Source organism: Thiomonas sp. (genome assembly GCF_054608695.1).
This window is the reverse complement of sequence record NZ_JBTRXV010000007.1, coordinates 82653-105721: the sequence shown is the minus strand read 5'-3', so window position 1 is coordinate 105721 and position 23069 is coordinate 82653. Positions and strand designations below refer to the sequence as shown.

The 23069-nt window shown below is 65.9% G+C and carries 23 protein-coding genes; 12 read left to right on the top strand and 11 right to left on the bottom strand.

Features of this window, described 5'->3' with window-relative positions:
• Positions 1-211 precede the first annotated feature (211 nt).
• Positions 212-943 (bottom strand): HNH endonuclease, encoded by a 732-nt coding sequence (locus ACYCUK_RS05420; protein ID WP_461593805.1) that lies wholly within the window; start codon positions 941-943, stop codon positions 212-214.
• A gap of 754 nt (positions 944-1697) precedes the next feature.
• Here ACYCUK_RS05420 and ACYCUK_RS05415 point away from each other — a divergent pair.
• The 3 genes from ACYCUK_RS05415 to glcF all read left to right on the top strand — a co-directional run bounded on the left by ACYCUK_RS05415 (position 1698) and on the right by glcF (position 5911).
• Entirely contained in the window at positions 1698-3191 is a 1494-nt protein-coding gene (locus ACYCUK_RS05415) for an FAD-linked oxidase C-terminal domain-containing protein (RefSeq protein ID WP_461593804.1), read from the top strand.
• 295 nt (positions 3192-3486) lie between these two features.
• Positions 3487-4611 (top strand): glycolate oxidase subunit GlcE, encoded by a 1125-nt coding sequence (gene glcE, locus ACYCUK_RS05410; protein ID WP_461593803.1) that lies wholly within the window; start codon positions 3487-3489, stop codon positions 4609-4611.
• Positions 4612-4684: 73 nt separating this feature from the next.
• Positions 4685-5911: a glycolate oxidase subunit GlcF gene (gene glcF / locus ACYCUK_RS05405; RefSeq protein ID WP_461593802.1), complete on the top strand. Its 1227-nt coding sequence runs from the start codon at positions 4685-4687 to the stop codon at positions 5909-5911.
• A gap of 47 nt (positions 5912-5958) precedes the next feature.
• Here the strand turns inward: glcF and ACYCUK_RS05400 are convergent, their stop codons facing one another.
• The 4 genes from ACYCUK_RS05400 to lplT all read right to left on the bottom strand — a co-directional run bounded on the left by ACYCUK_RS05400 (position 5959) and on the right by lplT (position 9741).
• Complete coding sequence (locus ACYCUK_RS05400; RefSeq protein ID WP_461593801.1) at positions 5959-6510, bottom strand: glutathione peroxidase; 552 nt, start codon at positions 6508-6510, stop codon at positions 5959-5961.
• Positions 6507-7436 (bottom strand): DMT family transporter, encoded by a 930-nt coding sequence (locus ACYCUK_RS05395; protein WP_461593800.1) that lies wholly within the window; start codon positions 7434-7436, stop codon positions 6507-6509. Before ACYCUK_RS05395 ends, ACYCUK_RS05400 begins: the two co-directional genes overlap by 4 nt.
• A gap of 132 nt (positions 7437-7568) precedes the next feature.
• Positions 7569-8375: a TlpA family protein disulfide reductase gene (locus ACYCUK_RS05390; protein WP_461593799.1), complete on the bottom strand. Its 807-nt coding sequence runs from the start codon at positions 8373-8375 to the stop codon at positions 7569-7571.
• Between the two features lie 40 nt (positions 8376-8415).
• Positions 8416-9741, bottom strand: coding sequence for a lysophospholipid transporter LplT (lplT, locus tag ACYCUK_RS05385; RefSeq protein ID WP_461593798.1), 1326 nt, complete (start codon positions 9739-9741; stop codon positions 8416-8418).
• A gap of 307 nt (positions 9742-10048) precedes the next feature.
• Between lplT and alr the strand changes: the two genes are divergently transcribed.
• From alr to ACYCUK_RS05370, 3 genes are all read left to right on the top strand, one after another.
• Positions 10049-11242, top strand: a complete 1194-nt coding sequence (gene alr / locus ACYCUK_RS05380; RefSeq protein ID WP_461593797.1) for an alanine racemase — start codon at positions 10049-10051, stop codon at positions 11240-11242.
• 21 nt (positions 11243-11263) lie between these two features.
• Complete coding sequence (radA, locus tag ACYCUK_RS05375; protein WP_461593796.1) at positions 11264-12679, top strand: DNA repair protein RadA; 1416 nt, start codon at positions 11264-11266, stop codon at positions 12677-12679.
• Positions 12680-12759: 80 nt separating this feature from the next.
• The gene (locus ACYCUK_RS05370; RefSeq protein ID WP_461593795.1) at positions 12760-13083 is read left to right on the top strand and encodes a type II toxin-antitoxin system HicB family antitoxin; all 324 of its coding nucleotides are present in this window, start codon (positions 12760-12762) and stop codon (positions 13081-13083) included.
• A gap of 79 nt (positions 13084-13162) precedes the next feature.
• Here ACYCUK_RS05370 and ACYCUK_RS05365 read toward each other — a convergent pair whose 3' ends face one another.
• From ACYCUK_RS05365 to ACYCUK_RS05350, 4 genes are all read right to left on the bottom strand, one after another.
• Positions 13163-13795, bottom strand: coding sequence for a LysE/ArgO family amino acid transporter (locus tag ACYCUK_RS05365; RefSeq protein WP_461593794.1), 633 nt, complete (start codon positions 13793-13795; stop codon positions 13163-13165).
• Positions 13796-13887: 92 nt separating this feature from the next.
• Positions 13888-14289, bottom strand: coding sequence for a type II toxin-antitoxin system RelE/ParE family toxin (locus ACYCUK_RS05360; RefSeq protein WP_461593793.1), 402 nt, complete (start codon positions 14287-14289; stop codon positions 13888-13890).
• Positions 14290-14303: 14 nt separating this feature from the next.
• On the bottom strand, positions 14304-14606 hold the full coding sequence (locus ACYCUK_RS05355; protein ID WP_461593792.1) for a type II toxin-antitoxin system Phd/YefM family antitoxin: 303 nt from the start codon (positions 14604-14606) through the stop codon (positions 14304-14306).
• A 341-nt stretch (positions 14607-14947) separates the two neighbouring features.
• Entirely contained in the window at positions 14948-15478 is a 531-nt protein-coding gene (locus tag ACYCUK_RS05350) for a glycine zipper 2TM domain-containing protein (RefSeq protein ID WP_461593791.1), read from the bottom strand.
• A gap of 230 nt (positions 15479-15708) precedes the next feature.
• Here ACYCUK_RS05350 and ACYCUK_RS05345 point away from each other — a divergent pair, with 230 nt between their 5' ends.
• Positions 15709-16131 (top strand): DoxX family protein, encoded by a 423-nt coding sequence (locus ACYCUK_RS05345; protein ID WP_461593790.1) that lies wholly within the window; start codon positions 15709-15711, stop codon positions 16129-16131.
• A gap of 218 nt (positions 16132-16349) precedes the next feature.
• Here ACYCUK_RS05345 and ACYCUK_RS05340 read toward each other — a convergent pair whose 3' ends face one another.
• Positions 16350-18215: an ABC transporter ATP-binding protein/permease gene (locus ACYCUK_RS05340; protein WP_461593789.1), complete on the bottom strand. Its 1866-nt coding sequence runs from the start codon at positions 18213-18215 to the stop codon at positions 16350-16352.
• A 231-nt stretch (positions 18216-18446) separates the two neighbouring features.
• Between ACYCUK_RS05340 and ACYCUK_RS05335 the strand changes: the two genes are divergently transcribed.
• Genes ACYCUK_RS05335 through waaF form a run of 5 tightly spaced genes read left to right on the top strand, consistent with a single transcriptional unit; the run spans position 18447 to position 21218 of the window.
• On the top strand, positions 18447-19382 hold the full coding sequence (locus ACYCUK_RS05335) for a branched-chain amino acid transaminase (protein ID WP_461593788.1): 936 nt from the start codon (positions 18447-18449) through the stop codon (positions 19380-19382).
• A gap of 34 nt (positions 19383-19416) precedes the next feature.
• On the top strand, positions 19417-19605 hold the full coding sequence (locus ACYCUK_RS05330) for a type II toxin-antitoxin system HicA family toxin (RefSeq protein ID WP_461593787.1): 189 nt from the start codon (positions 19417-19419) through the stop codon (positions 19603-19605).
• Between the two features lie 8 nt (positions 19606-19613).
• Entirely contained in the window at positions 19614-19826 is a 213-nt protein-coding gene (locus ACYCUK_RS05325) for a type II toxin-antitoxin system HicB family antitoxin (protein ID WP_461593786.1), read from the top strand.
• A gap of 23 nt (positions 19827-19849) precedes the next feature.
• Positions 19850-20050, top strand: coding sequence for a zinc-finger domain-containing protein (locus tag ACYCUK_RS05320; protein WP_461593785.1), 201 nt, complete (start codon positions 19850-19852; stop codon positions 20048-20050).
• A 13-nt stretch (positions 20051-20063) separates the two neighbouring features.
• The gene (waaF, locus tag ACYCUK_RS05315) at positions 20064-21218 is read left to right on the top strand and encodes a lipopolysaccharide heptosyltransferase II (protein ID WP_461593784.1); all 1155 of its coding nucleotides are present in this window, start codon (positions 20064-20066) and stop codon (positions 21216-21218) included.
• Between the two features lie 242 nt (positions 21219-21460).
• Here waaF and ACYCUK_RS05310 read toward each other — a convergent pair whose 3' ends face one another.
• The gene (locus ACYCUK_RS05310) at positions 21461-22870 is read right to left on the bottom strand and encodes a DEAD/DEAH box helicase (protein WP_461593783.1); all 1410 of its coding nucleotides are present in this window, start codon (positions 22868-22870) and stop codon (positions 21461-21463) included.
• Between the last annotated feature and the right edge of the window lie 199 nt (positions 22871-23069).

Here is a 23069-nt window from a genome sequence, read left to right as displayed (position 1 = left end):
GCTTGATATTTAGATTGGGTGTTGATGTATTCCAGGCCACTGACGGAGTATGGCGACTTGTTCGCGACGCGACCGAGGTTGAGGATAACCGCCGTAGCCACAGCGACAATAACAAGCGCAAGCATGATTTCCATCCTTTTATTCTCCTAAGCGGCTAACGTAAAATTGAGGGGCTCGCCCGCTTCTGGGCGAGTCCCGCTCGAATGCCGGGTTAGCGGTTACCCTCGGTTTTATTTTCGTACATATCCATGACAGGGCGGCTCCCACGGCGAGAGTTGCAATGCAAGCAGGCAGTAGTAAGGTTTTCGTAAGTATTATCTCCGCCTTCCGAAACTGGCTGAATATGATCTAGTGTTGCAGTAAACCTAGTAAGTTGCTTGCTACAGTAATGGCATTTGTAGCTATCTCGCTCAAAGACCTTGAGTCTGTTTTCTTTCACATTGTAGTAATCCAACTCCCGGCGTACATCTATTTGTGAAGGTTCGGCTTGCATCGAAAGACTGGCTTTGTAGGTTTTGCATAGTTCAATTTCTTCAGGAAGAAAGATTTTATACAAAGTGCCTTCCCTGTTGGTATCACCTGATTTTTGAATAACTCCCTTTTTCTCTAAACCGGCAAGAGCTTCTTGAACGGAGCTATAACTTAGCGATGACGATTGCCCACTGCTAGATGTAACTATCCCTTGCTGCATACCGCGTGTGCTCACTCTCGCATATTGTTGACCATTTCCAAGAATGGCTCTGCGGAAAAGGTGCCAATATATTGCAGCTTCATACGGAAATAACTGTGGCTGAAGGTAATCAACGACAGCAGAGACAATGGAGGGTATCTCTAACGCATCAAAATTGTGCGCGAAAATGGATTCGTCACTGTCACGAGCTTCGCTTTCAAGCGTGTCGAGAAGTGCTCTGATTTTCTCAATTGTGTTTTCTGGCTCGTCCATAGTTTTGACCGCTAACGTAATGTAGGCCGTCGGATAAACCTGGCATCCCAGGATATCCGACGGAATAGACACAATAGCCTGTGGAACTTGCGAAAGCGCTGAAAGTCTGCGACCCGCATGACGGCTGGGTTTCCAAGGCTATGACGGGGCGGACTCACGCTGATGAGCGGCACACAAACCCCGTCATCGATCTGCGCGGATTGATGCTCCACCGGGGCCATCCCTGATGCGACACTGCGCAGCAAATTGGCTTCCATCACCCACATCTGTCCAGCTCCACGTTGCACCACTGGAGAATTCTTCAGCATCTCCGCCGTTCACAGACTAGCGGTGACGGCAGGGCATGCCAAGTTCAAAGCTGTACTGCTTGACGTCCGCATGCAATTGTTGCGTTTCGTCGCTTGGATGCGGCAAGCGCATCAGCCGGTCACGGGAGTTCCGTGTGAATCCGGCGTTCGCCGCTTTTCCGGCATTCGGCTGCGGCTGCGCATGCGTGCCTCTGTCCGGTTTGACCGTTGACCCAGCCTTCGATGGCGCGGGTCAACTGGCCGCTTCTTGCCTGAGAACACCATCCGGCTGCTTTCCGGGCCGCCGCCCCGCACCCGCGCCACCTCCCTTTACCCCCATCCCGATCAAGACAGCTTTGCCCGGCGTTCACGCCTGCGTCGGGTTTGTCCCTCATGCACTGCAACATGGGCTGCGCTATGGTTTGAAACAATCCATAAAACCAACTTGCGTTCACAAGCCCGCAACCATGAATGCCCCCATCCCCCAAGACCTCGCCGCGCGCGCGCGGCGCCAAGCCGAGGTGGTGGCCGCCCTGACGGACGTGCTGCCTGCCTCCTGCCTGCTGTGGCAGCGCGAGGATGTAACCCCCTACGAATGCGACGGCCTGTCCGTCTACCGGCAGAAGCCGATGGTCGTGGCGCTGCCGGAGACCGAGGCCCAGGTGGCCGCGGTGTTGCGCGTTTGCCACCACCTGCACGTGCCCGTGGTGGCGCGCGGCGCGGGCACCGGGCTGTCGGGCGGGGCGCTGCCGCATGCCGAGGGCGTGCTGCTGGCGCTCTCGCGCTTCAACCGCATCAAGACCATCGACAAGCTGGCGCGCACGGCCACGGTGGAATGCGGCGTGCGCAACCTGGCCATTTCCGAAGCCGCCGCGCCCCACGGCCTGTACTACGCGCCCGACCCCTCCAGCCAGATCGCCTGCACCATCGGTGGCAACGTGGCGGAGAACTCCGGCGGCGTGCATTGCCTGAAATACGGCCTCACCGTGCACAACGTGCTGCAAGTGCGCGGCTACACCGTGGAGGGCGAGCCCATCACGGTGGGCAATCTGGCCGGCGACTGCGCGGGGCCGGATCTGCTGGCCGTGGTCATCGGCAGCGAGGGCATGCTGATGGTCGTCACCGAAGTAACCGTCAAGCTCATTCCGAAGCCTGTGCTGGCGCGCTGCATCATGGCCAGCTTCGACGATCTGCGCAAGGCCGGCGACGCCGTGGCCAGCCTGATTGCCGACGGCATCATCCCGGCCGGGCTGGAGATGATGGACAAGCCCATGACCCGCGCCGTGGAGGATTTCGTGCATGCCGGCTACGACCTGGACGCCGCGGCCATTCTGCTGTGCGAGTCCGACGGCACGCCGGAGGAGGTGGAGGAGGAAATCGGCCGCATGCTCGCGGTGCTGCAAGGCTGCGGCGCCACCGCCACCACCGTGAGCCAGAGCGAGGCCGAGCGCCTGCGCTTCTGGAGCGGGCGCAAGAACGCGTTTCCCGCCTCGGGCCGCATCTCGCCCGACTACTACTGCATGGACGGCACCATCCCGCGCAAGCGCATCGCCGACATGCTGCTGGCCATCCAGGGCATGGAGCGCGAGTTCGCGCTGCGCTGCGTCAACGTGTTCCATGCCGGCGACGGCAATCTGCACCCGCTGATCTTGTTCGACGCCAACCAGGCCGGCGAGCTGGAGCGCGCCGAGGCCTTCGGCGCAAAAATCCTGGAGGCCTGCGTCGAGATGGGCGGCTCCATCACCGGCGAGCATGGCGTGGGGCTGGAAAAAATCAACTCCATGTGCGTGCAGTTCAGCCCCGAGGAACTCGAACAGTTCCTGGCCATGCGCCGCGCCTTCGACCCCGCCGAGCACCTCAACCCGGGCAAGAACATCCCCAGCCACGCGCGTTGCGCCGAGTACGGCAAGATGCATGTGCGCGGCGGGCGCGTGGCGTTTCCGGAGCTGCCACGCTTTTGAGCCGCGCACTCACCCCGCCCGGAGCGCTTCTCCTCCACAAACTGCGGTGGACGAAAAGGGACCGTGATGGCAACCAGCACGTCGCGCAGCGCTGTTCTCACTTCCCCCGCTGGTGGGGGCAGCCGGGAGGGGCACCCAGAATCTTCGCGCAGCGCAGCTTTCACCTCCCCCACGGGTGGGGGAGGCCGGGAGGGGGAGCCGCGATGCGCAACAACCCTCCCCTCTCCAACCCTCCCCACGGCGTGGGGAGGGCGTGAACCGCAGGACTCGATCCACCATTTCATCGCCTGAACCCGTGAACCCATCCGACACACTCGCCACCCTGCAAGAGCAGGTGCAGCAGGCAGCAGCCAACCACACCCCGCTTGCCGTGCGCGGCGGCGGCAGCAAATCCTGGCTCAACCCCGCCTCGCGCCAAGCGCGCACCGGCACCATGCTGGACCTGCATGCCTACGCCGGCATCGTCAGCTACGAGCCCACCGAACTCGTCGTCACCGCCCGCGCCGGCACACCGCTTGCCGAGCTGGAAGCCCTGCTTGCGACCCAAGGCCAATGCCTGCCGTTCGATCCGCCCCATTTCGCCCACACCGGCGCCCGCGCCACGGTGGGCGGCATGGTGGCGGCAGGGCTTGCCGGTCCCGCCCGCCAGGGCGCCGGCGCGGTGCGCGACTATGTGCTGGGCGCGGTGCTGCTGAGCGGCCGCGCCGAGGTGCTGCATTTCGGCGGCCAGGTGATGAAGAACGTCGCCGGCTTCGACGTCTCGCGCCTGCTGGTGGGGTCGATGGGCTCGCTCGGCGCCATTCTGGAGGTCTCGCTCAAGGTGCTGCCGCGCGCCCCGGCCGACGCCACGCTGGTGTTCGAGATGAGCAAGGAGCGCGCGATCGAGCAGGTCAACATCTGGGGCGGCCAGCCGCTGCCCATCGCCGCCAGCGCCTGGTGCTGCGGCGGCGATGGCTCCGATCACCTCCTCCACCTGCGCCTGCGCGGCGCCCAGGCTGCAGTGGCCGCCGCCTGCGCCCGTCTGGGTGGGCAGCGCGTGGACGATGCCGCGGCAGCCGCGTTGTGGCAAGGCCTGCGCGAGCAAACCCTGCCCTGGTTCGCCACCACCTGGGCGCAACCCGGAGCCGCCGGCGAAGCCCTGTGGCGCCTGGCGGTGCCGCCCACCACGCCGCCCATGCGCCTGCAGGGCGATCTGCTCATCGAATGGGGCGGCGCCCAGCGCTGGCTCAAAACCGCACTGCCCGCCGCCGTGATGCGCGAAGCCGCCGCACGGGCCGGTGGCCACGCCACGCGCTTTCGCGGCGGCGACCCGGACACGCCGGTGTTCACCCCGCCAGCGCCGCCGCTGGACCGCATCCACCGCGAGATCAAGCGCGCCTTCGATCCTCACGGCATCTTTCCGACGGTGATGGCCAGCTGAACCCAGCACCGACGACCTCCCGCCCTTCGCGTCTCACCGCCCCCCGCCTCACCGACCCCTCCTTCCTGCCTTCATGGAAACCCGACTCTCCCCCGAATTCGCCGGCACGCCCGACGGCCAGCAGGCCCAGAGCATCCTGCGCGCCTGCGTGCATTGCGGTTTTTGCACCGCCACCTGCCCCACCTACCAGTTGCTGGGCGACGAGCTGGATGGCCCGCGCGGACGCATCTACCTCATCAAGCAGGTGCTCGAAGGCGCCGCGCCCACGCGCAGCACGCAGCAGCATCTGGACCGCTGCCTCACCTGCCGCAATTGCGAAACCGCCTGCCCCTCCGGCGTGGCCTACGGCCAGTTGGTGGACATCGGCCGCCGTGTGGTGGACGCCAAGGTGCAGCGCCCAATGGCTGAACGCGCCAAACGCTGGGCGCTGAAAGAAGGCCTCACTTCGCCGCTGTTCGGCACGGCGATGAAGCTCGGCCAGGCGCTCAAGCCGCTGGTGCCCAAATCGCTGAAAGAGAAGGTGCCGCCGGCAACACCGGCCAGCGCCTGGCCGACGCGTGAACACGCGCGCAAGGTGCTGATGCTGGCCGGCTGCGTGCAACCGGCCATGGCGCCGAACATCAACGCCGCCACCGCCCGCGTGCTCGACGCCCTGGGCGTGCAGGCGCTGGTGGCCGAAGGTGCGGGCTGCTGCGGCGCCATCCGCCAGCACCTGAGCGACCACGACGGGGCGCTGGCCGACATGCGCCGCAACATCGACGCCTGGTGGCCGCAAGTCGAGCGTGGCATGGTCGAGGCCATCGTCGTCAACGCCTCAGGCTGCGGCGTGCTGGTGAAGGACTACGGCCGCGAGCTGCGGCACGATCCGGCCTATGCCGACAAGGCCGCACGCATTTCCGCACTCGCACGCGACCCGATCGAATTCCTCGCCGCGCACGGCGAGCACATCGCCGCCAAGCTCCGGCACAAGCCGGCCGAAAACCTGGCCTGGCACCCGCCCTGCACCTTGCAACATGGCCAGCGCCTGGGCGGGCAGGTGGAAGCGCTGCTGCGCAGCCTGGGTTTCAGCGTCAGCCTGCCGGCGGAGAGCCACCTGTGCTGCGGCTCGGCCGGCACCTACTCCATGCTGCAGGCGGATTTGTCGAAGCAGTTGCGCGAGCGCAAGCTCAAGCACCTGGCGCATGTGGCGCCGCAGCGCATCCTCAGCGCCAACATCGGCTGCATCCAGCACTTGCAAGCCGGCACCACCATGCCGGTGCAGCACTGGCTGGAGTTCCTCGACGAAGCCTTGCGGAACTAACTGAGAGCGGGCTCGAACCGGGTCGAGCTGGACCGACCCTGGCCGGATCAACCGGCAGCCACGGGTGCCGACACGGGGTTGTCCAGCGCGATCTCGATGTCGGCCCGCAGCGCATCCGGCTGGGTCTGCGGCGCGTAGCGGCGGATCACCTGACCGTCGCGGCCAACCAGGAATTTGGTGAAATTCCATTTGACGACTTCGGTGCCGAGCACGCCGCTGGCCTGGTCCTTGAGCCAGCGCCACAACGGGTGGGTATGGGCGCCGTTGACGTCGATCTTGTCGAACAGCGGAAATTCGACGCCGTAGTTGATGCTGCAAAACTGGGCGATCTGCTCCGGCGTGCCCGGCTCCTGCGCGCCGAACTGGTTGCAGGGAAAGGCCAGGACCTCGAAACCACGGTCGCGGTAGGCGTGGTGCAGCGCCTGCAGCCCGGCGTATTGCGGCGTGAAGCCGCAGGCGCTGGCGGTGTTGACGATGAGCAGCACCTTGCCGCGCCATTGCGCCAGCGACTGCGCCTGGCCGTGGATGTCGGCGGCGCTGAAGTCGAACACGCTGGGTGTTGCAGGTTTCGTGGTGGTATCGGTGTCGGCGGCGCTCATATCGGAGTCTCCCGGGGCGAATGTTGCTGCGGTGGCTGCGGCGGCAGCGCCGGTTGGCGCCAGGCCGCGAGCAGGATGGCCAGCAAAATGAGGCTACCACCGATCAGCGCCTGCACGCTGAGTTGCTCGGCCCCCAGCAGCACCGCGCTGCCGCTGGCGAAGACGATCTCCACCGTCATCACCACCGCCGTGAGGCTGGACGGCAGGCGCTCTGCGCCATATTGCAGGCCGAGGTTGGCGGCGAGAAAGGCCAGCGCCAACAAGCCCACGGCCAACACCAGCGGCAGCGTCGGCACGGGCAGGCCGCTGGCCACGCCAGCGGCCGCCAGCGCCGCCGCCAAGCCACCGGCCACCAGCGTGCCGCCGGCGAACATCGCCAAGCCGCGCGCCTCCGGCGGCGTATGCGCATACTTGCGCAACAGCACGTTGTTGAGGGCGAAGGTCATGCCGCCCACCACGCCCAGCCAGTCGGCCGGATGCTGCGGCAGCGGCAACCCGCCGCCCGGCGGCCACAGCACCACCATCGCCCCGGCCAAGGCCAGCACCAGCCGCAACCCCACCAGCGGCGTAAGCCGCTCCTGCAGCAGCCAGCGCGCCAGCAGCGCCGCCCACACCGGCATGAGGTAGAACAGCAGCACCACCCGCACCACATCGCCCTCGGTCACGCCCCAGTTGAACGCCGCGTTGGTCGCGCCCGAAGACAACAGAATCAGCCACAGCGCAGGGTTGCGCAGCAGCGCGCCCAAAGCCCGAGGCCGCGCCAACAGAATGGCCGCCGTGCTCAGCCCATAGATCGCCGCCGTTGCCCACAAGGGATTCAAGCCCAGCGCATGGAGGTCGCGAAACGGCCACCACGACACGCCCCAAACGAAGGCGTTGAGCATCAGGCCGCTGATGGCGGCCAGGGTTTGGCGGGACGTGTGCATACAGAGAAGTGGAGTCCGCTCGGTGAGCAGAGAAAACATGCAGATCGGTGGGTGGCCAACGTCTTGTTTCGTCCTCCTGCGGCAAGGCGAAGCAAGGTCGCGCACCACCAGCAAGCTTAGGTGAAAGACGTCTTAGTTCCCGCCCAGTTCCGCAACGCCCTGCTGCAGCGTCGCGGCCGACAGTTCGCCGATATGCATGCGCTGCACCTTGCCGTCTGCGGCGATGAACAGCGTGGTGGGCAGGCCGGGGGACTGGTAGTACGACAGCAGGCGGCTGTCGGGGTCGAGCAGCACCTCGGGGGGCGCGAGTTTTTCGCGGTGCAGGAAGTCGGCGACGCGCTGTGCCGATTCGCCCTCGTTCACCAGCACGATGCGCACGTTGTGTTCCCGTTGCGCGGCCTGCACCAGGGTGGGCAGTTCGCGCCGGCAGGGCGGGCACCAGGTGGCCCAGAGGTTGAGCACCAGCGGCTTGCCTTCCAGGCTTCGCAGCGCGACCTCGCCGCCGCCCAAACGCTGCAGACTGAGCTGCGGCAGTGGCGGCCGGGGTGGCTGCACCGCCTGCAACAAGGCACCGGCTGCCAGGATGACGGCCGCACCGGTTGCCGCGCTCATCGGCAGGCTGCGCCGTAGCGTGGGCCGGCGCCAGGCCCAGAACGCCACGCCAAGCACGGCAGCCGCCCAGCCCGCCACGGGCGTGAAGCCGCGGTCGCGAATGTCCAGCATGGACAGCATCGTGGGGTAGTTCGCCAGGTGCTGCGCAACGAAGACCGCGCGCGCCACCACCAGGGCCAGCACCAGCAGGGGCAGCAAGGCCGGCTCCGCATGGCCCTGGCCTTTGCGCTGCGCCGCGCCGGCCACAAACACCGCCACGGTGTAGCCCAGCACCAGGATGAGCGGTCCCCAGGGTAGCACCAGGGGGCCGATGCGCAGCGCGTCCATCAGGTGGCGGCGGTTGGGTTCAACCGTGAGGACGATGGGCTCAATGCCCGGACTCGTGGCGCGGCTCGCCGATGATCTGGGTCCAGTCGCGCTCGCGCATATTGCGCTTGTTCCACTGCATCACCAGCCACATGGTGCCGACCACGAACACGCCGAACAGGCCGATGATCCACTGGATATGCAGGTTCAGTTTGATGAGCAGGGCGTACACCGACAGCATGACCAGCACGCTGACGTTCTCGTTGAAGTTCTGCACCGCAATCGAATGCCCGGCCGACAACAGCACGTAGCCGCGGTGCTGCAGCAGCGCGTTCATCGGCACCACGAAGTAACCGGCCATGGCGCCGATGGCGACCATGAACATGCCGGCCAGCACCAGATAGAGCGGCAGATGCAGGCTGCCGACGCTGAACTGCAGGTCGGGCACCAGGCTGCGCGTATACAGCGACAGCACCATGCACAGAATGCCCATGCCCATGCCCATGGGCAGCACGGTCAGGCTCTTTTTCAGCGGCACGCGGGTGGCGGCCAGTATGGCGCCTGCCGCCACGCCGAATGCCACGGTGGCTTGCAGCGTGGCGGCTTTGCTCAGGTCCAGCCCCAGGGCATACTCGGCCCACTTGATGACGATGAATTGCAGCGTGGCGCCTGCGCCCCAGAACAGCGTGGTCACGGCCATGGAAATCTGCCCCAGCTTGTCGGTCCACAGCACCTTGGTGCAGTGGATGAACTCGACCAGTTGCTTCGCCGGGTTGGCGGTCTGGTGCGGGTAGCGGGCGCCGGTGTCGGGAATTTTCAGATTGCACAGCGCGGCGATGATGTAGACAAAGACGATGACCCCAAGCGCCGCCTCGGCCGCGGTGTTGATGCCCAGGTGCGCGAGACCCGGCAGACCCAGCAGATAACGGCTGGCCATCTGGCTCACCAGAAAGCCGCCGAACACGGTGCCGAGAATGATGGAGCCCACCGTGGTGCCCTCGATCCAGCCATTGGCCGCCACCAGTTGTTGCGGTGGCAGCAGCTCGGTGAGGATACCGTACTTGGCCGGCGAGTAGGCTGCGGCGCCGAGACCGACCACGCCGTAAGCCAGCAACGGGTGGACGCTGGCGAGCATGAGCATGAGTCCGACGACCTTCACCAGATTGGTGATGAACATGACCCTGCCCTTCATCATCGAATCGGCGAAGGCGCCGACGAACGGCGCCAGCACCACGTAGGACACGGTGAAAAAAAACTTCAGCAGTGGCGTCATCCAGCCCGGAGCCTGCAGTTGCAGCAGCAAGGCGATGGAGGCGATGAGCAACGCGTTGTCGGCCAGCGACGAAAAGAACTGCGCGGCCATGATCCAGTAAAAGCCTTTTTTCATTATCTCGATCGCAGTTGCATCACGGGTGTCGCCGGTCGCGCGGGCGGCCCTGCTTGTCTCCCCCAGCCTGTTGCTCGCTGCCGCCAGGCTGCGGCTTTCGAGAAAAACGGAGTGCCCCGAAATTTTTTCGATCCCCACGGGGCGGCTGCGCTAAGTTGCAGGTCTGGGGGCGGTTTATAGCACAGCGGTCGAGCCAGGATTTCTGCGCAAACTACACTGCGCTTCCACCTCCCGCACACCCCCTGCACGCCTCCTGGTCACCACCTGCACGACCCCATCACGAGCACGGCAACGCCCTGCGCCCCCCATGCCACGCCCCATTCAAGCCACCATCCACCCCGAGGCCCTGACCCATAACCTGGCGCGCGCGCGGCTGGCGGCGCCGCAGGCGAAGGTGTGGGCGGTGGTGAAGGCCAATGCCTATGGGCATGGCATCGAGCGCGCGTTCGCGGCCTTGCGCGCGGCCGACGGCTTTGCCCTGCTCGACCTGGCCGAGGCCGAAGCCCTGCGCGCCCTGGGCTGGGGCGGGCCCATCCTGCTGCTGGAGGGCTGCTTCGGCGCGGACGACCTGCAGCTTTGCGAGCGCCTCAACCTGTGGCATGTGGTGCACGACGCGGCCCAGCTCAACTGGCTGGCGGCTCGGCGCAAACCCCGCGCGCACCGCGTGTATCTCAAGATGAACACGGGCATGAACCGGCTGGGCTTCACGCCCGCGCAGTACCGCGCCGCGTGGGAGCGGCTGCAGCAATGCCCGGCCGTGGGCGAGATCACCCACATGACCCATTTCGCCACCGCCGACGGCCCGCAAGGCACGGCCGATGCGTTCGACTTGTTCCAGCGCTGCATGGACGACCTGCCGGGCGAGCGCAGCCTGTGCAATTCGGCAGCGTTGTTGCGCCATGGTCATGGGCACCGCCCGGCGGATGGGGTGCTCAAGCTCGCCGCGCATGCCACCCGCACCGCAAGCACCGCACAAGCCACCGAACAAGAAGCGCCCCAAGCCGCCATTCTGGGCGACTGGGTTCGTCCCGGCATCATGCTCTACGGCGGCTCGCCCACCGGCCTGGCGTCCGATGCGAAGGCCTGGGATCTGCACCCGGCCATGAGCCTCGACACCCGCATCGTCGGCGTGCAGCAGATTCCCGCCGGTGCCAGCGTGGGCTACGGCGCCGCCTTCACCTCCGAGCAGCCGATGCGCATCGGCGTGGCCGCCGTGGGCTATGCCGACGGCTACCCGCGCCATGCGCCCACCGGCACTCCCATCGTGGTGGACGGCATCCGCACCCGCATCGTCGGCCGCGTGTCGATGGACATGGTCACCGTGGACCTCGACCCCGTGCGCGCCGCCGGCCGCGCCGCCGACGTCGGCAGCCCGGTGCTGTGCTGGGGCCGCCACAACGGCATCGAGTTGCCCATCGACGAAGTCGCCGCCGCCGCTGGAACCCTGGGCTACGAATTGATGTGCGCCCTGGCCTTGCGCGTACCCGTGCAAGTGGAGTGAGGGGCGTGGTCACGCCGCATCATGGCTAAACCCCAAACCGTCTACGTCTGCTCCGAATGCGGCGGCAAGAGCGCCAAGTGGCAGGGCCGCTGCCCGCATTGCGAGGTCTGGAACACGCTGGTGGAAACGGTGGAGAGCGCGGCGTCCGGCCCCCGCCCCGGCGCGCGGCATGGCGCGGCGGCAGCGCAGTTCGCCGCGCGCGGCGTGCTGGCCGCCCCCAGCGGGCCCATTCTGCTCACCGAGGTGCAGGCCGAGCGCCATCGCCACCAGCCCAGCGGCATCGATGAACTCGACCGCGTGCTCGGCGGCGGCCTCGTGCCCGGCGGCGTGCTGCTGCTGGGCGGCGACCCGGGCATCGGCAAGTCCACGCTGCTGCTGCAGGTTCTCGCGGGGCTGGCGACCACCTTGCCGGTGCTCTATATCAGTGGCGAAGAATCCGCCGCGCAAGTCGCGCTGCGGGCGCAGCGCCTGGGGCTGAAAGACGCCCCGGTGCGACTGATGGCCGAAACGCAGTTGGAGGTCATGCTCGACACCCTGGCGAATGAACGTCCCGCCGTGGCGGTGATTGACTCCATCCAGACCGTCTACACCGAGGCCTTGTCATCCGCCCCCGGCTCCGTCTCGCAGGTGCGTGAATGCGCGGCGCAGCTCGCCCGCGCCGCCAAAACCAGCGGCATCACCCTGGTGCTCGTCGGCCATGTCACCAAGGAAGGCGCGCTCGCCGGGCCGCGCGTGCTGGAGCACATGGTCGATACCGTGCTGTATTTCGAGGGCGACGCGCAGTCGCGCTTCCGCCTCATCCGCGCCATCAAAAACCGCTTCGGCGCGGTGAACGAACTCGGCGTGTTCGCCATGACCGAGCATGGTCTCAAAGGCGTGTCCAACCCCTCGGCCATCTTTCTCTCCACCCATGCCGAACCCGTGCCCGGCACCTGCGTGCTCGCCACGCTGGAAGGCACGCGCCCACTGCTGGTGGAAGTGCAGGCGCTGGTGGACAGCGCCGCCGCGCCCAGCCCGAGGCGCCTGTCCGTCGGCCTGGACGCCGCGCGCCTGGCCATGCTGCTCGCCGTGCTGCACCGCCACGCCGGCGTGGCCAGCGGCGATCAGGACGTGTTCGTCAACGCCGTGGGTGGCGTGCGCATCACCGAACCCGCCGCCGACCTCGCCGTGCTGCTCGCCATCCAGAGTTCGCTACGCAACCGCCCCCTGCCCCGCGGCCTGCTCGCCTTCGGCGAAGTGGGCCTGGCCGGCGAAATCCGCCCCGCCCCCCGCGGCCAGGAACGCCTGCGCGAAGCCGCCAAGCTCGGCTTCTCCATCGCCATCATCCCGGCAGCGAATGCACCCAAGGGCGCGGGCAGACAGTTCGAGGGGCTGGAACTGCACCCGGTGTCGCGCATCGATGAGGCGCTGGAGGTGGTGCGGGGGTTGCAGGGGTAACAACGCGGCAGCTCCCAAAAGCGCTTCGTACCGAGTTCGGCAGGTGCTCCTTGCCATCGGGAAACTAGAGGGCTTTCACCATGAGCGTTGACCATTACACCTATCGCGTCACTTGGTCGCCGGAGGATGGCGTGCATGTCGGCTTGTGCGCCGAGTTTCCTTCCCTCTCCTGGCTGGCTTCGACGCCCGAAGCGGCCTTGAAAGGGATTCGGCAAGTTGTGGCCGAAGCCGTGGCCGATCTGCCAGCCAGCGGCGAAGACATTCCAGCTCCGCTTGCCGAGAAGCATGACAGCGGCGAGTTCCGGGTTCGCATTCCGCCGGAAGTTCACCGCGCCTTGGCCTTGCAAGCTGCTGAACAGCACGTCAGCCTGAACCGCCTCGCCAGCGCGAAACTGGCGGCTTAAAGACTTTGGCTTGGTTGGACGCCTTGGTGCACAGATACGGCGTCGTCCCGCTGTGGATTCAAGCTCGAACCCATCCCGGCTACAGCAGCCCCGCTGCGACATACGCGGCCAATCCCAACAAGCAGAGCGCCACCAAACCATCAAGGATGCGCCAGACGGCGGTCGAGGTCACCCAGGCGCGCGCCCTGCTTGCGCCCCAGACCAGTAGGCTGAACCACAGTGCGGAAGCCAGTACAGCACCGAGCGTGAATGCCGGGCGCTGCGGCGCTGGCAATGCGGCACCCACCGTACCCAGAATGAGCAAGGTGTCGAGCCACGCCACCGGATTGAGCAGGGAAGCAGCGAGCAGTTCCGGCCAACCATTGCCGCGCGGGGCTGTGCGTTCTGCAGGTTCAGTGGCTTGCCACTTCGCCACCTCGGCATCGCCACGCAACGCGGCGCGTGCCGCGCGCTGGCCGTGCCATGACATGACGACCACGCCAATCCATAGCACCGTGTGTTGCCGTGTGGGAGATTGCTGCAGCATGGCCGACACACCCACCATGCCGATAGTGATGAGCAGTGCGTCGCTAAAGGCACCGATGGCGACCAGCCCGGGCGGCCAGCGTCCGGCCAGGGCCATGAGGAGAACAACGATGTCTTTCGGACCGGGATAGATGAAAACGCCCAGGCCAAGGAGCAGGCCTTGCGACAAGGCGGAGGTTGTGGTCATGGTGCATGCCGACAACCTCCGAAGCTGGACCGGCTCAGGTCAGAAACAAGGAAATCATAGCCACGGCGCGTGATGATTCCAATGCGCCCCTGTCATTGCGTCCCCTTGCTGCACTCCCACTGGCTTTCAAAATCGAAAGAGAGTTGCAGGTGGTGCCTGATGGACAACAGATGGATTGTCGAGTCGATGCGGACGTAAAGCAGCAGGTAGTGAGGAAGGATGTATTCGCGCAGCTCGCCGTCCTTTGCAATGGCCTCGAGTTTGCGGTGCAAACTGTCGATGCCGTTGCTGGCTTCGACGGAGCGGGTTGGGCGGTCAAAGAACCGCCTGCCCATGCCGGGAAAGCGTTCCAGGTTCGGGATCACGGTGTCGGTCAGTTCGATCAGCAGGGCATCGAATGCCTGGAGCGCATCAGCCTCCAGCAAGAAGCGCTCGACCTCTTTGAGATTGCCCTCGAAGTTCGCCGTGAGCTTGACGCGGTGCTTGTTTGCCATGTTGCCCCGACGACTCAGCCGCTGGCCTTCGCGGCGCGGCGGCGCTTGAGTGCGGTCAAGGCACTGCGCGCGTCTTTCACCTTGCCAGCGCCGACATCATCCAGGCCTTTTGCTGCATCGCTGATGACGAGGAGATGGATGCGCTCGCGCTCCAGTTGGTGGTAGTAATCCAGCCGTTCGGAGTCGATGATGGCGACATAGCTCTCGCCGTTTTTGGTGATGATTTTTTCAGCGCCAGCCTTGACCTGCTCAACCAGATCGGACAAATGGGTACGGGCCTGCGTGAGAGGCACGACATCGCTTGCAGAGAATGCCATAACAGCCTCCAGTGGATTCATAACGTACAGAATACCGTGCACTATACGCGCGGTCATTGGCATTGAACATGCGAGGCGGAGGCTACCCAGCCTGTCCGAACCAGCAGGCGAAAGCCAACACGGCGCCGAGCGTGAAGCCGGACTCCGCCCTGTTGACATTCAGCCCCGAAGCTTGCCCTGGATGTGCAAGGTGACGAGCCACGCCGCTGATGACTGCCGTTCCCCGTTGAGGCACCTTGTTCGCGCTCTGACGTCAAGAGGCTGCAGGGAAGAGCCGGACGGAAGCCTGAATGGGAGCCTTGACGCGGGACCCCCTGGCCCGACGCCAAGCCGGTGGCGCCTCAGTTGCACCCCGTGGCCATCGCCCCCAGGCCGGAGCCCACCGCCGCTGCCGCGACGCGGCCGTTGCCGTGGCCGACCATGGAGCCGATCAAGCCGCCAGCCACGGCCCCGAGCGCCTGGTTGACGCTGGGGCCGCCCGGGCAGTTCTGCGTGGCGATGGCGCCGATGCCGGCACCGGCTGCGGCGGCTGCGACCCGTCCGTTGCCATTGCCGATGGCCGAGCCTGCCAAGCCTCCGGCCACGGCCCCCAGCGCGGGGTTGATGGCCGGGGCGGCGTAGCTCGGAGCCGGCGCGTAACTGGGCGCGGGCGCATAGACGGGCGCCTGGTTGTTGTAGCCGTAAGCGGGTGCCGGTTGTGCCGCATAGGCGGGTTGTTGGGCATAACTCGGCTGCTGCCCATAGACCGGCGGGGGGGCGTAGGCGGGCTGCGGGGCGTAGCCATAGCCGGGCTGGGCGGGGTATTGGGCGCAGCCGGCAAGAGCGGCGAAAGCCGGCAGCATGATGGTCAGGGCCAATGAACGGACACGCATCGCAGTTCTCCTTCCTCTGAGTGTTGATTATCGTATTCAACGAACCAGCACGAATTTTGCGGACAGCTGACGCGAACGGATGTCGCGGTTGTGACGCCGGACATGAATCTGCCTACACTTCGGCAACCGCGGCGCATGCCGCCAAGCTCGCACGGCGCATGGCGAGCCTTCATCCACGCAGCCGGTGCGGCCACGACCGCAAACCGCCGGCCAACACCCAGGAGATTCGGATGCAAGACGCACTAGGAGCCCTGTTGATTGCCATTGGCCGCGTGTTGATGGCCGCTGTTTTCATCCACGCCGGCCTGTCGAAAATCGACGGCTACGCCCAGACCGCCGGCTTCATGCAGTCGCACGGGGTGCCGGGCGGGCTGCTGCCGCTGGTCATCCTGCTGGAACTGGGCGGCGGCATCGCCCTGGCGCTTGGCCTGTTCACCCGTTTCATGGCTGCGGCGCTGGCGCTGTTTTCCATTGCGGCAATCCTGATCTTCGTGCTGCCGCCGGCCGGGCGCATGGGTGTGATCGTGATGTACGCCGAAATCGCCATGGTCGGCGGGCTGGTTCACTACGCGGTGCGCGGCGGTGGCGGGCTCAGCATCGACCAACTGCGGCAGACCAAAAAAAGGCGGCGTTCGAGCGGCTTCGGGTATTGAGCGCAGGCACCGCCCGTGGCTGGGCGCAAGACGCTCTCAAGGAAACGCAGGGCCGTCCCGAGTTTCCTTGACTCCCTCGGGGGGAGTCCGCTTGCGGACTGCAGGGGCGCTCATGAGCAAACGTCGGGCCGCCCCGGGTTTTCTCATCCCGCTCGGGGGGGCTGCTCTCAACCCAACTTGGGCGTGCAGCAGGTGGGCCAGGCCCGTGGCCAGTCGCGTCAAGCCCCTGCCAGCGCCCAATCGCCCGACTCGCTCGCGGCCTGGGTTTCGGCCAATTGCGGGGTGTGCGACACCAGGCGGGCAGGCTCGCCCTCGCCACCGGCCTTGACCAACAGAATCTGCCGGTGAAAACGCACCACCCCGGGCCGGTGCGCCACGCTCACCAGAGTGGTATGCGGCAACTCGCGCTGCAGCAACTCGTACATGGCGGCTTCGGTGGGTGGGTCGAGCGCGCTGGTGGCTTCGTCCAGGAACAGCCAGTCGGGCGCGGCCAGCAAGGCGCGGGCAATCGCCAGGCGCTGTTGCTCGCCGGGTGAGAGGCGCTGCATCCAGGTGTCGGCTTGGTCGATGGACGCGAACAGATAGGGCACGCGGGCCTGGGTCAGCACCACTTGCAAACGGGCATCGTCAAACTGCTCTGTCGGCATGGGATAAGTGAGCGCCTGGCGCAGCGTGCCGATGGGCAGATACGGCTTTTGCGGCAGGAACAGGCTGCGCCCTGCTGGCAGGCGGTAATGCGTGCCTTCGGCATACGGCCAGATGCCGGCGAGCCAGCGCACCAGGGTGCTCTTGCCCAGGCCCGAGGGGCCGACGAACAGGGTGTGCTGCATGGGCTGGATGCGCTGGCCGTCGGCCTGGAGCAGCAGCCGGCCGTCGGGCGTGGCGACGCGCAGATCGCCGAGCTCGATGGCGAGCGCGGCTCCGCCGCTGCTGCCGCCACTGCCGGGGCCTTGCGGCAGCAGCCCGCCGGCCGCAGGCGCTCCGGGCAACTGCCCATCCATCAAATCTGAAATCGGCACATGGCGCACCGCCTCGACCGACTGCACGAAGGTGTAGAGCCGCTCGACCGTGGCGCGCCAGTCGACGATGCGGCCATACGCGTCGATGAACCATGACAAGGCGCCCTGCACCTGGCCGAAGGCACTGGCGGTTTGCGTCAGCCCGCCAAGCTGGATCTGCCCGGCAAAGTAACGCGGAGCGGCCACCAGGATGGGGAAGATGATGGCGAGCTGGCCGTAGAACGAGCTGTACCAGGTGAACAACTTCTGCCGCTTCATGATGCCCCACCAGTTGCTCCACACATTGGCGAAGCGGCTGTTGTGGCCTTCCATCTCGCGGTCTTCGCCGCGGTAGAGGGCGATGCCCTCGTTGTGTTCGCGCGTGCGCGCCAGGCCGAAGCGGAAGTCGGCCTCGTAGCGCTGCTGGTTGAAGTTCAGTTTGATGAGCGGCTTGCCCACCTTGTGCGCGAAATAGCTGCCGATGCCGGCGTAGGCGATGGCGACCCACACCATGTAGCCGGGAATGCTGTAGCCCAGAAGCGTGAAAGCGCCCGACAAGGTCCACAAGATGGTGAGGAAGGACAGCAGCGTGACCAGGGACGAGATGAAGCCAAAGAACAGGCTGAGCGAATCGTTGACGAAGCTGCGAATGTCATCGGCAATCCGCTGGTCGGGGTTGTCGGAGTTGCCCTGGCGCAGCGACATGCGGTAATGCGCACCGCCCACCAGCCAGTCTTTCAGGAACACCTCGGTGACCCAGCGCCGCCAGCGGATCTGCAGCATTTGCAGGAAGTATTGCGAATACACCGCCAGCACGATGTAGAGCAGCGCATAGCCGCTGAAGACCAGCAGCAGGTGCTTGAAGTCCGGAAAATTCTTGGCCTGAATCGAGTTGTAGAACGCCGCATTCCAGAAGTTCAGCCGCACGTTCACCCAGACGAGGGCCAGGTTCATCGCCAGGATGACGAGCAGCAGTGCCCAGCCCTTTTTCTTGTCGTCGGAGACCCAATAGGGCTTGGCGAGCTGGATGAAATCACGGAACGCGAAACGGTAGGGCTTGGGCTGGGTGTCGGACATGGTGGCCATGGCGGCAAGGAATGGGGAACAGCGAGCGTCCCGACGCGGCGCGCGGGCAGAAAAATCGTCCACAGCATAGCCACAGGTGCTGAAGTCTGTCTGAATCCGGGTCTGCGCTGGGGCTGCTCCTGCGTCAGCTCGGACGCCTGCCTGGGAGTTGCTCGCCTGGCCAAGCGCCAGGGCGCCGACAGGCTCCTAGAATGATCCGTTCGACCCGACTATCCCTGGAGACTTTGCATCATGGCCCTGCCCACATCCATGTCCGACCGCGACGGCAAAATCTGGATGGACGGCCAGCTCGTCGAATGGCGCGACGCCAAAATTCACGTGCTGACCCACACCCTGCATTACGGCTGCGGCGCTTTCGAAGGCGTGCGCGCCTACAAGACCGACAAGGGCACGGCCATCTTCCGCCTGCGCGACCACACCGAGCGCCTGTTCAACAGCGCCAAGATTTTGCGCATGGAGATCCCCTTCACCCTCGAGCAGGCGATGCAGGCGCAGCTCGACGTGGTGCGGCTCAACGGCTTCGACTCCTGCTACATCCGCCCCCTCACCTGGATTGGCGACAAGAAGCTGGGGGTCTCGCCGCGCGGCAACACCATTCACCTGATGGTCGCCGCCTGGCCCTGGGGCGCGTATCTCGGCGAAGAGGGCCTCAAGCGCGGCATCCGCGTCAAGACCAGCAGTTTCACCCGCCATCATGTGAACATCACCATGTGCAATGCCAAGGCGGTGAGCAATTACACCAACTCCATCATGGCGAACATGGAAGTGACCGCCGATGGCTACGACGAGGCACTGCTGCTCGACCCGCAAGGGTTCGTGAGCGAAGGCGCGGGCGAGAATATTTTCGTGGTGCGCGAAGGCGTGCTCTACACCCCGGACCTGTCGTCCGGCGCGCTCAACGGCATCACCCGCAAAACGGTGTTCGCCATTTGCGAAGACCTGGGCCTGACGGTGAAGGAAAAGCGCATCACCCGCGACGAGGTGTATATCTGCGACGAAGCCTTCTTCACCGGGACCGCGGCGGAAGTCACGCCGATTCGCGAACTCGACGGCATCACCCTCGGCCCCGGCCATCGCGGCCCGATCACCGAGCGCATCCAGAACGCCTTCTTCGACATCGTCGGCGGCCGCAACCCGAAGTACGCGGGCTGGCTGTCGGCGGTTTGAGTCGTTGTCCATTCCTGCATGCTGACGTGAAACGATGAAGGTCGGTGAGATACTGCGTCTGCCGCACGAGGCCGGGTGGACATTGGTTGCGACGCGAGGTAGCCACCGACAGTTCAAACATCCAACCCAGCCGGGTCGGGTCACGGTGCCAGGCAAACCTGCCGACGATCTGGCAGCCGGAACTCTGAACAGCATCCTGAAGCAAGCCAACTTGAAAAAGTGAGATCCATCATGCGTTACGCCATCGTGATCGAACCTGCCGACGGCAATTTCTCCGCCTACGTTCCAGACTTGCCGGGATGCGTTGCAACGGGCGCGACGGTTGCTGAGACCGAGCGCGAAATCCGTGAGGCGATTGCCTTTCATCTCGAGGGTTTGCAGCAGGATGGGTTGACCATTCCACCGCCGCAAAGCCAGGTTGAATACGTTGAAATAGCCGCCTGAATTCCACTCTCTCGAAAGCACCCATGAGCGCCATTCCCAAGCCCGACATGCCCGTGGTCGAACTCAAGGCCAAAGACCTGCCCGCTTACTGCCCCAACCCGAACATGCCCATCTGGAGCAGCCACCCGCGCGTGTTCATCGACATCACCCACGGCGAAGCCGCCTGCCCCTACTGCGGCACGCGTTACCGCCTGGCCGAAGGCGAAGTGGCGCACGGGCATTGAGGCGGCGTCCCGCATGACCCGCGTCCTGCTGATCGCCCCACAGTGGATCGGCGACGCGGTGATGGCGCAGCCGCTGGTGGCGCTGCTCGCGGCGCGCGGCGAGCAGGTCACCGCGCTGGGCCTGCCCGGTGTTGCGCCGGTTCTGCGCGCCATGCCGGGTGTGGTGGACGTGATCGAAGCGCCGTTCGCGCATGGCAAGCTCGACTTCCCCGTCCGCCGCCGCCTCGCCGCGCAGTTGCGCGAGCGAGGCTACGAGCGCGCCTACATCCTCGGCAACAACGTCAAGTCGCGGCTGGTGCCATGGCTGGCGCGCATTCCGCAGCGCATCGGTTATCGGGGCGAAGCGCGCGGGCTGCTGCTGACCTACGCCGCGCATGCGCCAGACTCTGCCCATGCGTCCAGCGCCGCGCACCCGGTCGAGCCGCTTGCCATCTCGCCCATTGCCGGCCGCATTCCGCGCGAAGCCGCAGGTAGCAAGCTGGCCAGTGCCGGGCAGGCCGGCGCTTCGCGCAGCGACATGCGGCGCCACTACGCGGCACTTGCAGCCTGCGCTCAGCCTGGCGCCGCCACAGCCGCGGCTGCCTCAGCAGCAGCAACGGGCCCAGCGCCGATTCTCGAACCCACGCTGCACATCGCGGCCAGCATGGCTGACACCGCCCGCCAGCAATTCGGCCTGCCCGAACGCTGGATCGCACTCTGCCCCGGTGCCGAATACGGTCCCGCCAAACAATGGCCGGTGGAGCACTACGCGGCGCTGGCCCGGCTGGCGCAGCAGCAGGGTTACACCGTTGCCGTGCTTGGAGCGCCGCGTGATGCGGCCATGGGTGAGGCCATCGCCACGCAGGCAGCGGGAAGCGTCAACCTCTGCGGCAAAACCCGTGTGGAGCAAGTCATCGCCCTGCTCGCCAGCAGCCAGGGCACGGTCAGCAACGACTCCGGCCTGATGCACGTCGCCGCCGCGCTGGGCTGCGCCACCGTCGGCCTCTACGGCTCCACCGACCCGCGCCACACCCCGCCGGCTGCGCACCGCAGCGCCACCATCTGGCTGCAACTCGACTGCAGCCCCTGCTTCCAGCGCACCTGCCCGCTGGGCCACCTGAACTGCCTGCGCGGCATCACGCCCGAGCAGACATGGGGGCAATTGCGTGGGTTGATGCAGGGGTCGTAGGTCTTCGCCGCAGGCCTTCGCTTGCGCATGGCGGCTGGTGGTTCGAAGCAGCTTGCCGCGAGCATCGGGCTGGCGTGCAAGAACAAAGGGCGAGTGCCGCGGCTGCGGCCCTCGCCCTTTGTTCTTGTTGATCGATCTCTCGCGGACCTTGGTTCCGTTCCGCCAGAGCCCGTTCGAGCTTAGGGCAACACGGAACAAGTCCCTCGTGCGCGTTGCAGCACGGGAACGGATTCAGCGTCGCCTTAGCGCCCGCCGTCGCGCCTGGGGGCGCCGGACGGGCCACGCCGGCCAGCATCGCGGCGGGGTGCGCCGGAACCTGCACCGGCACCATCACGGCGACCGCTGCCATGGGCGTGGCTGGTGGCATCGCTACGGCCATGACCATGACCCGCGACAGCGCCGCGCGATGCGCCTTCGCCACGGCGCTGGCCACCACCGCCACCGGCTGGCTTGCCACCGCCGCCAATGGTGGTGCGACCGACGCGAATGGGCTGCGCACGCTCTTTCGGATCGGGCTCGAAGCCGGTGATGAGCTTGCGGTCGATGGGCTTGCCGATGAGATTCTCGATGTCGCGCAGGAAGCGCAACTCGTCCACGCACACCAGCGAGATGGCCTGGCCTTCGGCGCCTGCGCGGCCAGTACGGCCAATGCGGTGGACGTAGTCCTCGGGCACGTTGGGCAACTCGTAGTTCACCACCATGGGCAACTGGTCGATGTCGATGCCGCGCGCGGCGATGTAGGTGGCCACCAGCACCTGCAGCTTGCCGCTCTTGAACGAGGCCAGCGCGCGGGTGCGTGCGCCCTGGCTCTTGTTGCCGTGAATGGCATCGGCGCCGATGCCGTCGGTGTTGAGCTGTTCGGCCAGGCGGTTGGCGCCATGCTTGGTCCGCATGAACACCAGCACCTGGTACCAGTTGCTTTCGCGGATGAGGTGCGAGAGCAGCTCGCGCTTGCGCTCACGGCCCACCGGGTGCACGGTCTGCTGCACCGTGGCAGCGGTGGCGTTGCGGCGCGCCACTTCGATCACCGCCGGCTTGTTCAGCAGCCCGTTGGCCAGGCCCTTGATCTCGTCGGAGAACGTGGCCGAGAACAGCAGGTTCTGACGCTGCTTGGGCAGCAGGGCGAGGACGCGCTTGATGTCGTGGATGAAGCCCATGTCGAGCATGCGGTCGGCCTCGTCCAACACCAGGGTGTCGATGCCGGAGAGGTTGAGCGAGCGCTGGCCGTGGTGGTCGAGCATGCGGCCGGGCGTGGCGACGACGATGTCCACGCCGCGCTTAAGCGCGTCGAGCTGCGGCTGCATGCCCACGCCGCCGTACATCACCATGCTGCGCAGCTTGAGGTTCTTGCCGTAGTCGCGCACGCTCTCGGCCACTTGCGCGGCGAGTTCACGCGTGGGCACCAGCACCAGCACGCGGGGAATGACGCGGCCCTGGGCGTCGTGCGCCTGCTCGGTCTGGCTCAGGCGATGCAGGATGGGCAGGGTGAAGGCGGCTGTCTTGCCGGTGCCGGTTTGCGCGGCGGCCAGCAAGTCGCCGCCCTTGAGCACCGCGGGAATGGCCTGAGCCTGAATGGGCGTGGGTATGGTGTAGCCCTGCTCGAGCACGGCGCGCAGGATAGGCTCGGCAAGTCCGAGTTGATCAAAGTTCATGGAAGCTTTCGAAGCCGCATGGCGCAAGCCTTGTGCGGCAAGTGTCTTGCAACCGCTCAACCGGGAGGCCGAACACCAGCTTGTTGCAAGACGGAGCCGGAGAGTTCCGGCAGGATGTCAGATCGACAGGGTGCGCAGAACTGGGCAGCACACCGCAGCCGCACACTATAGCAGCGCTGGTCAGGTGCCGTACTGCGGA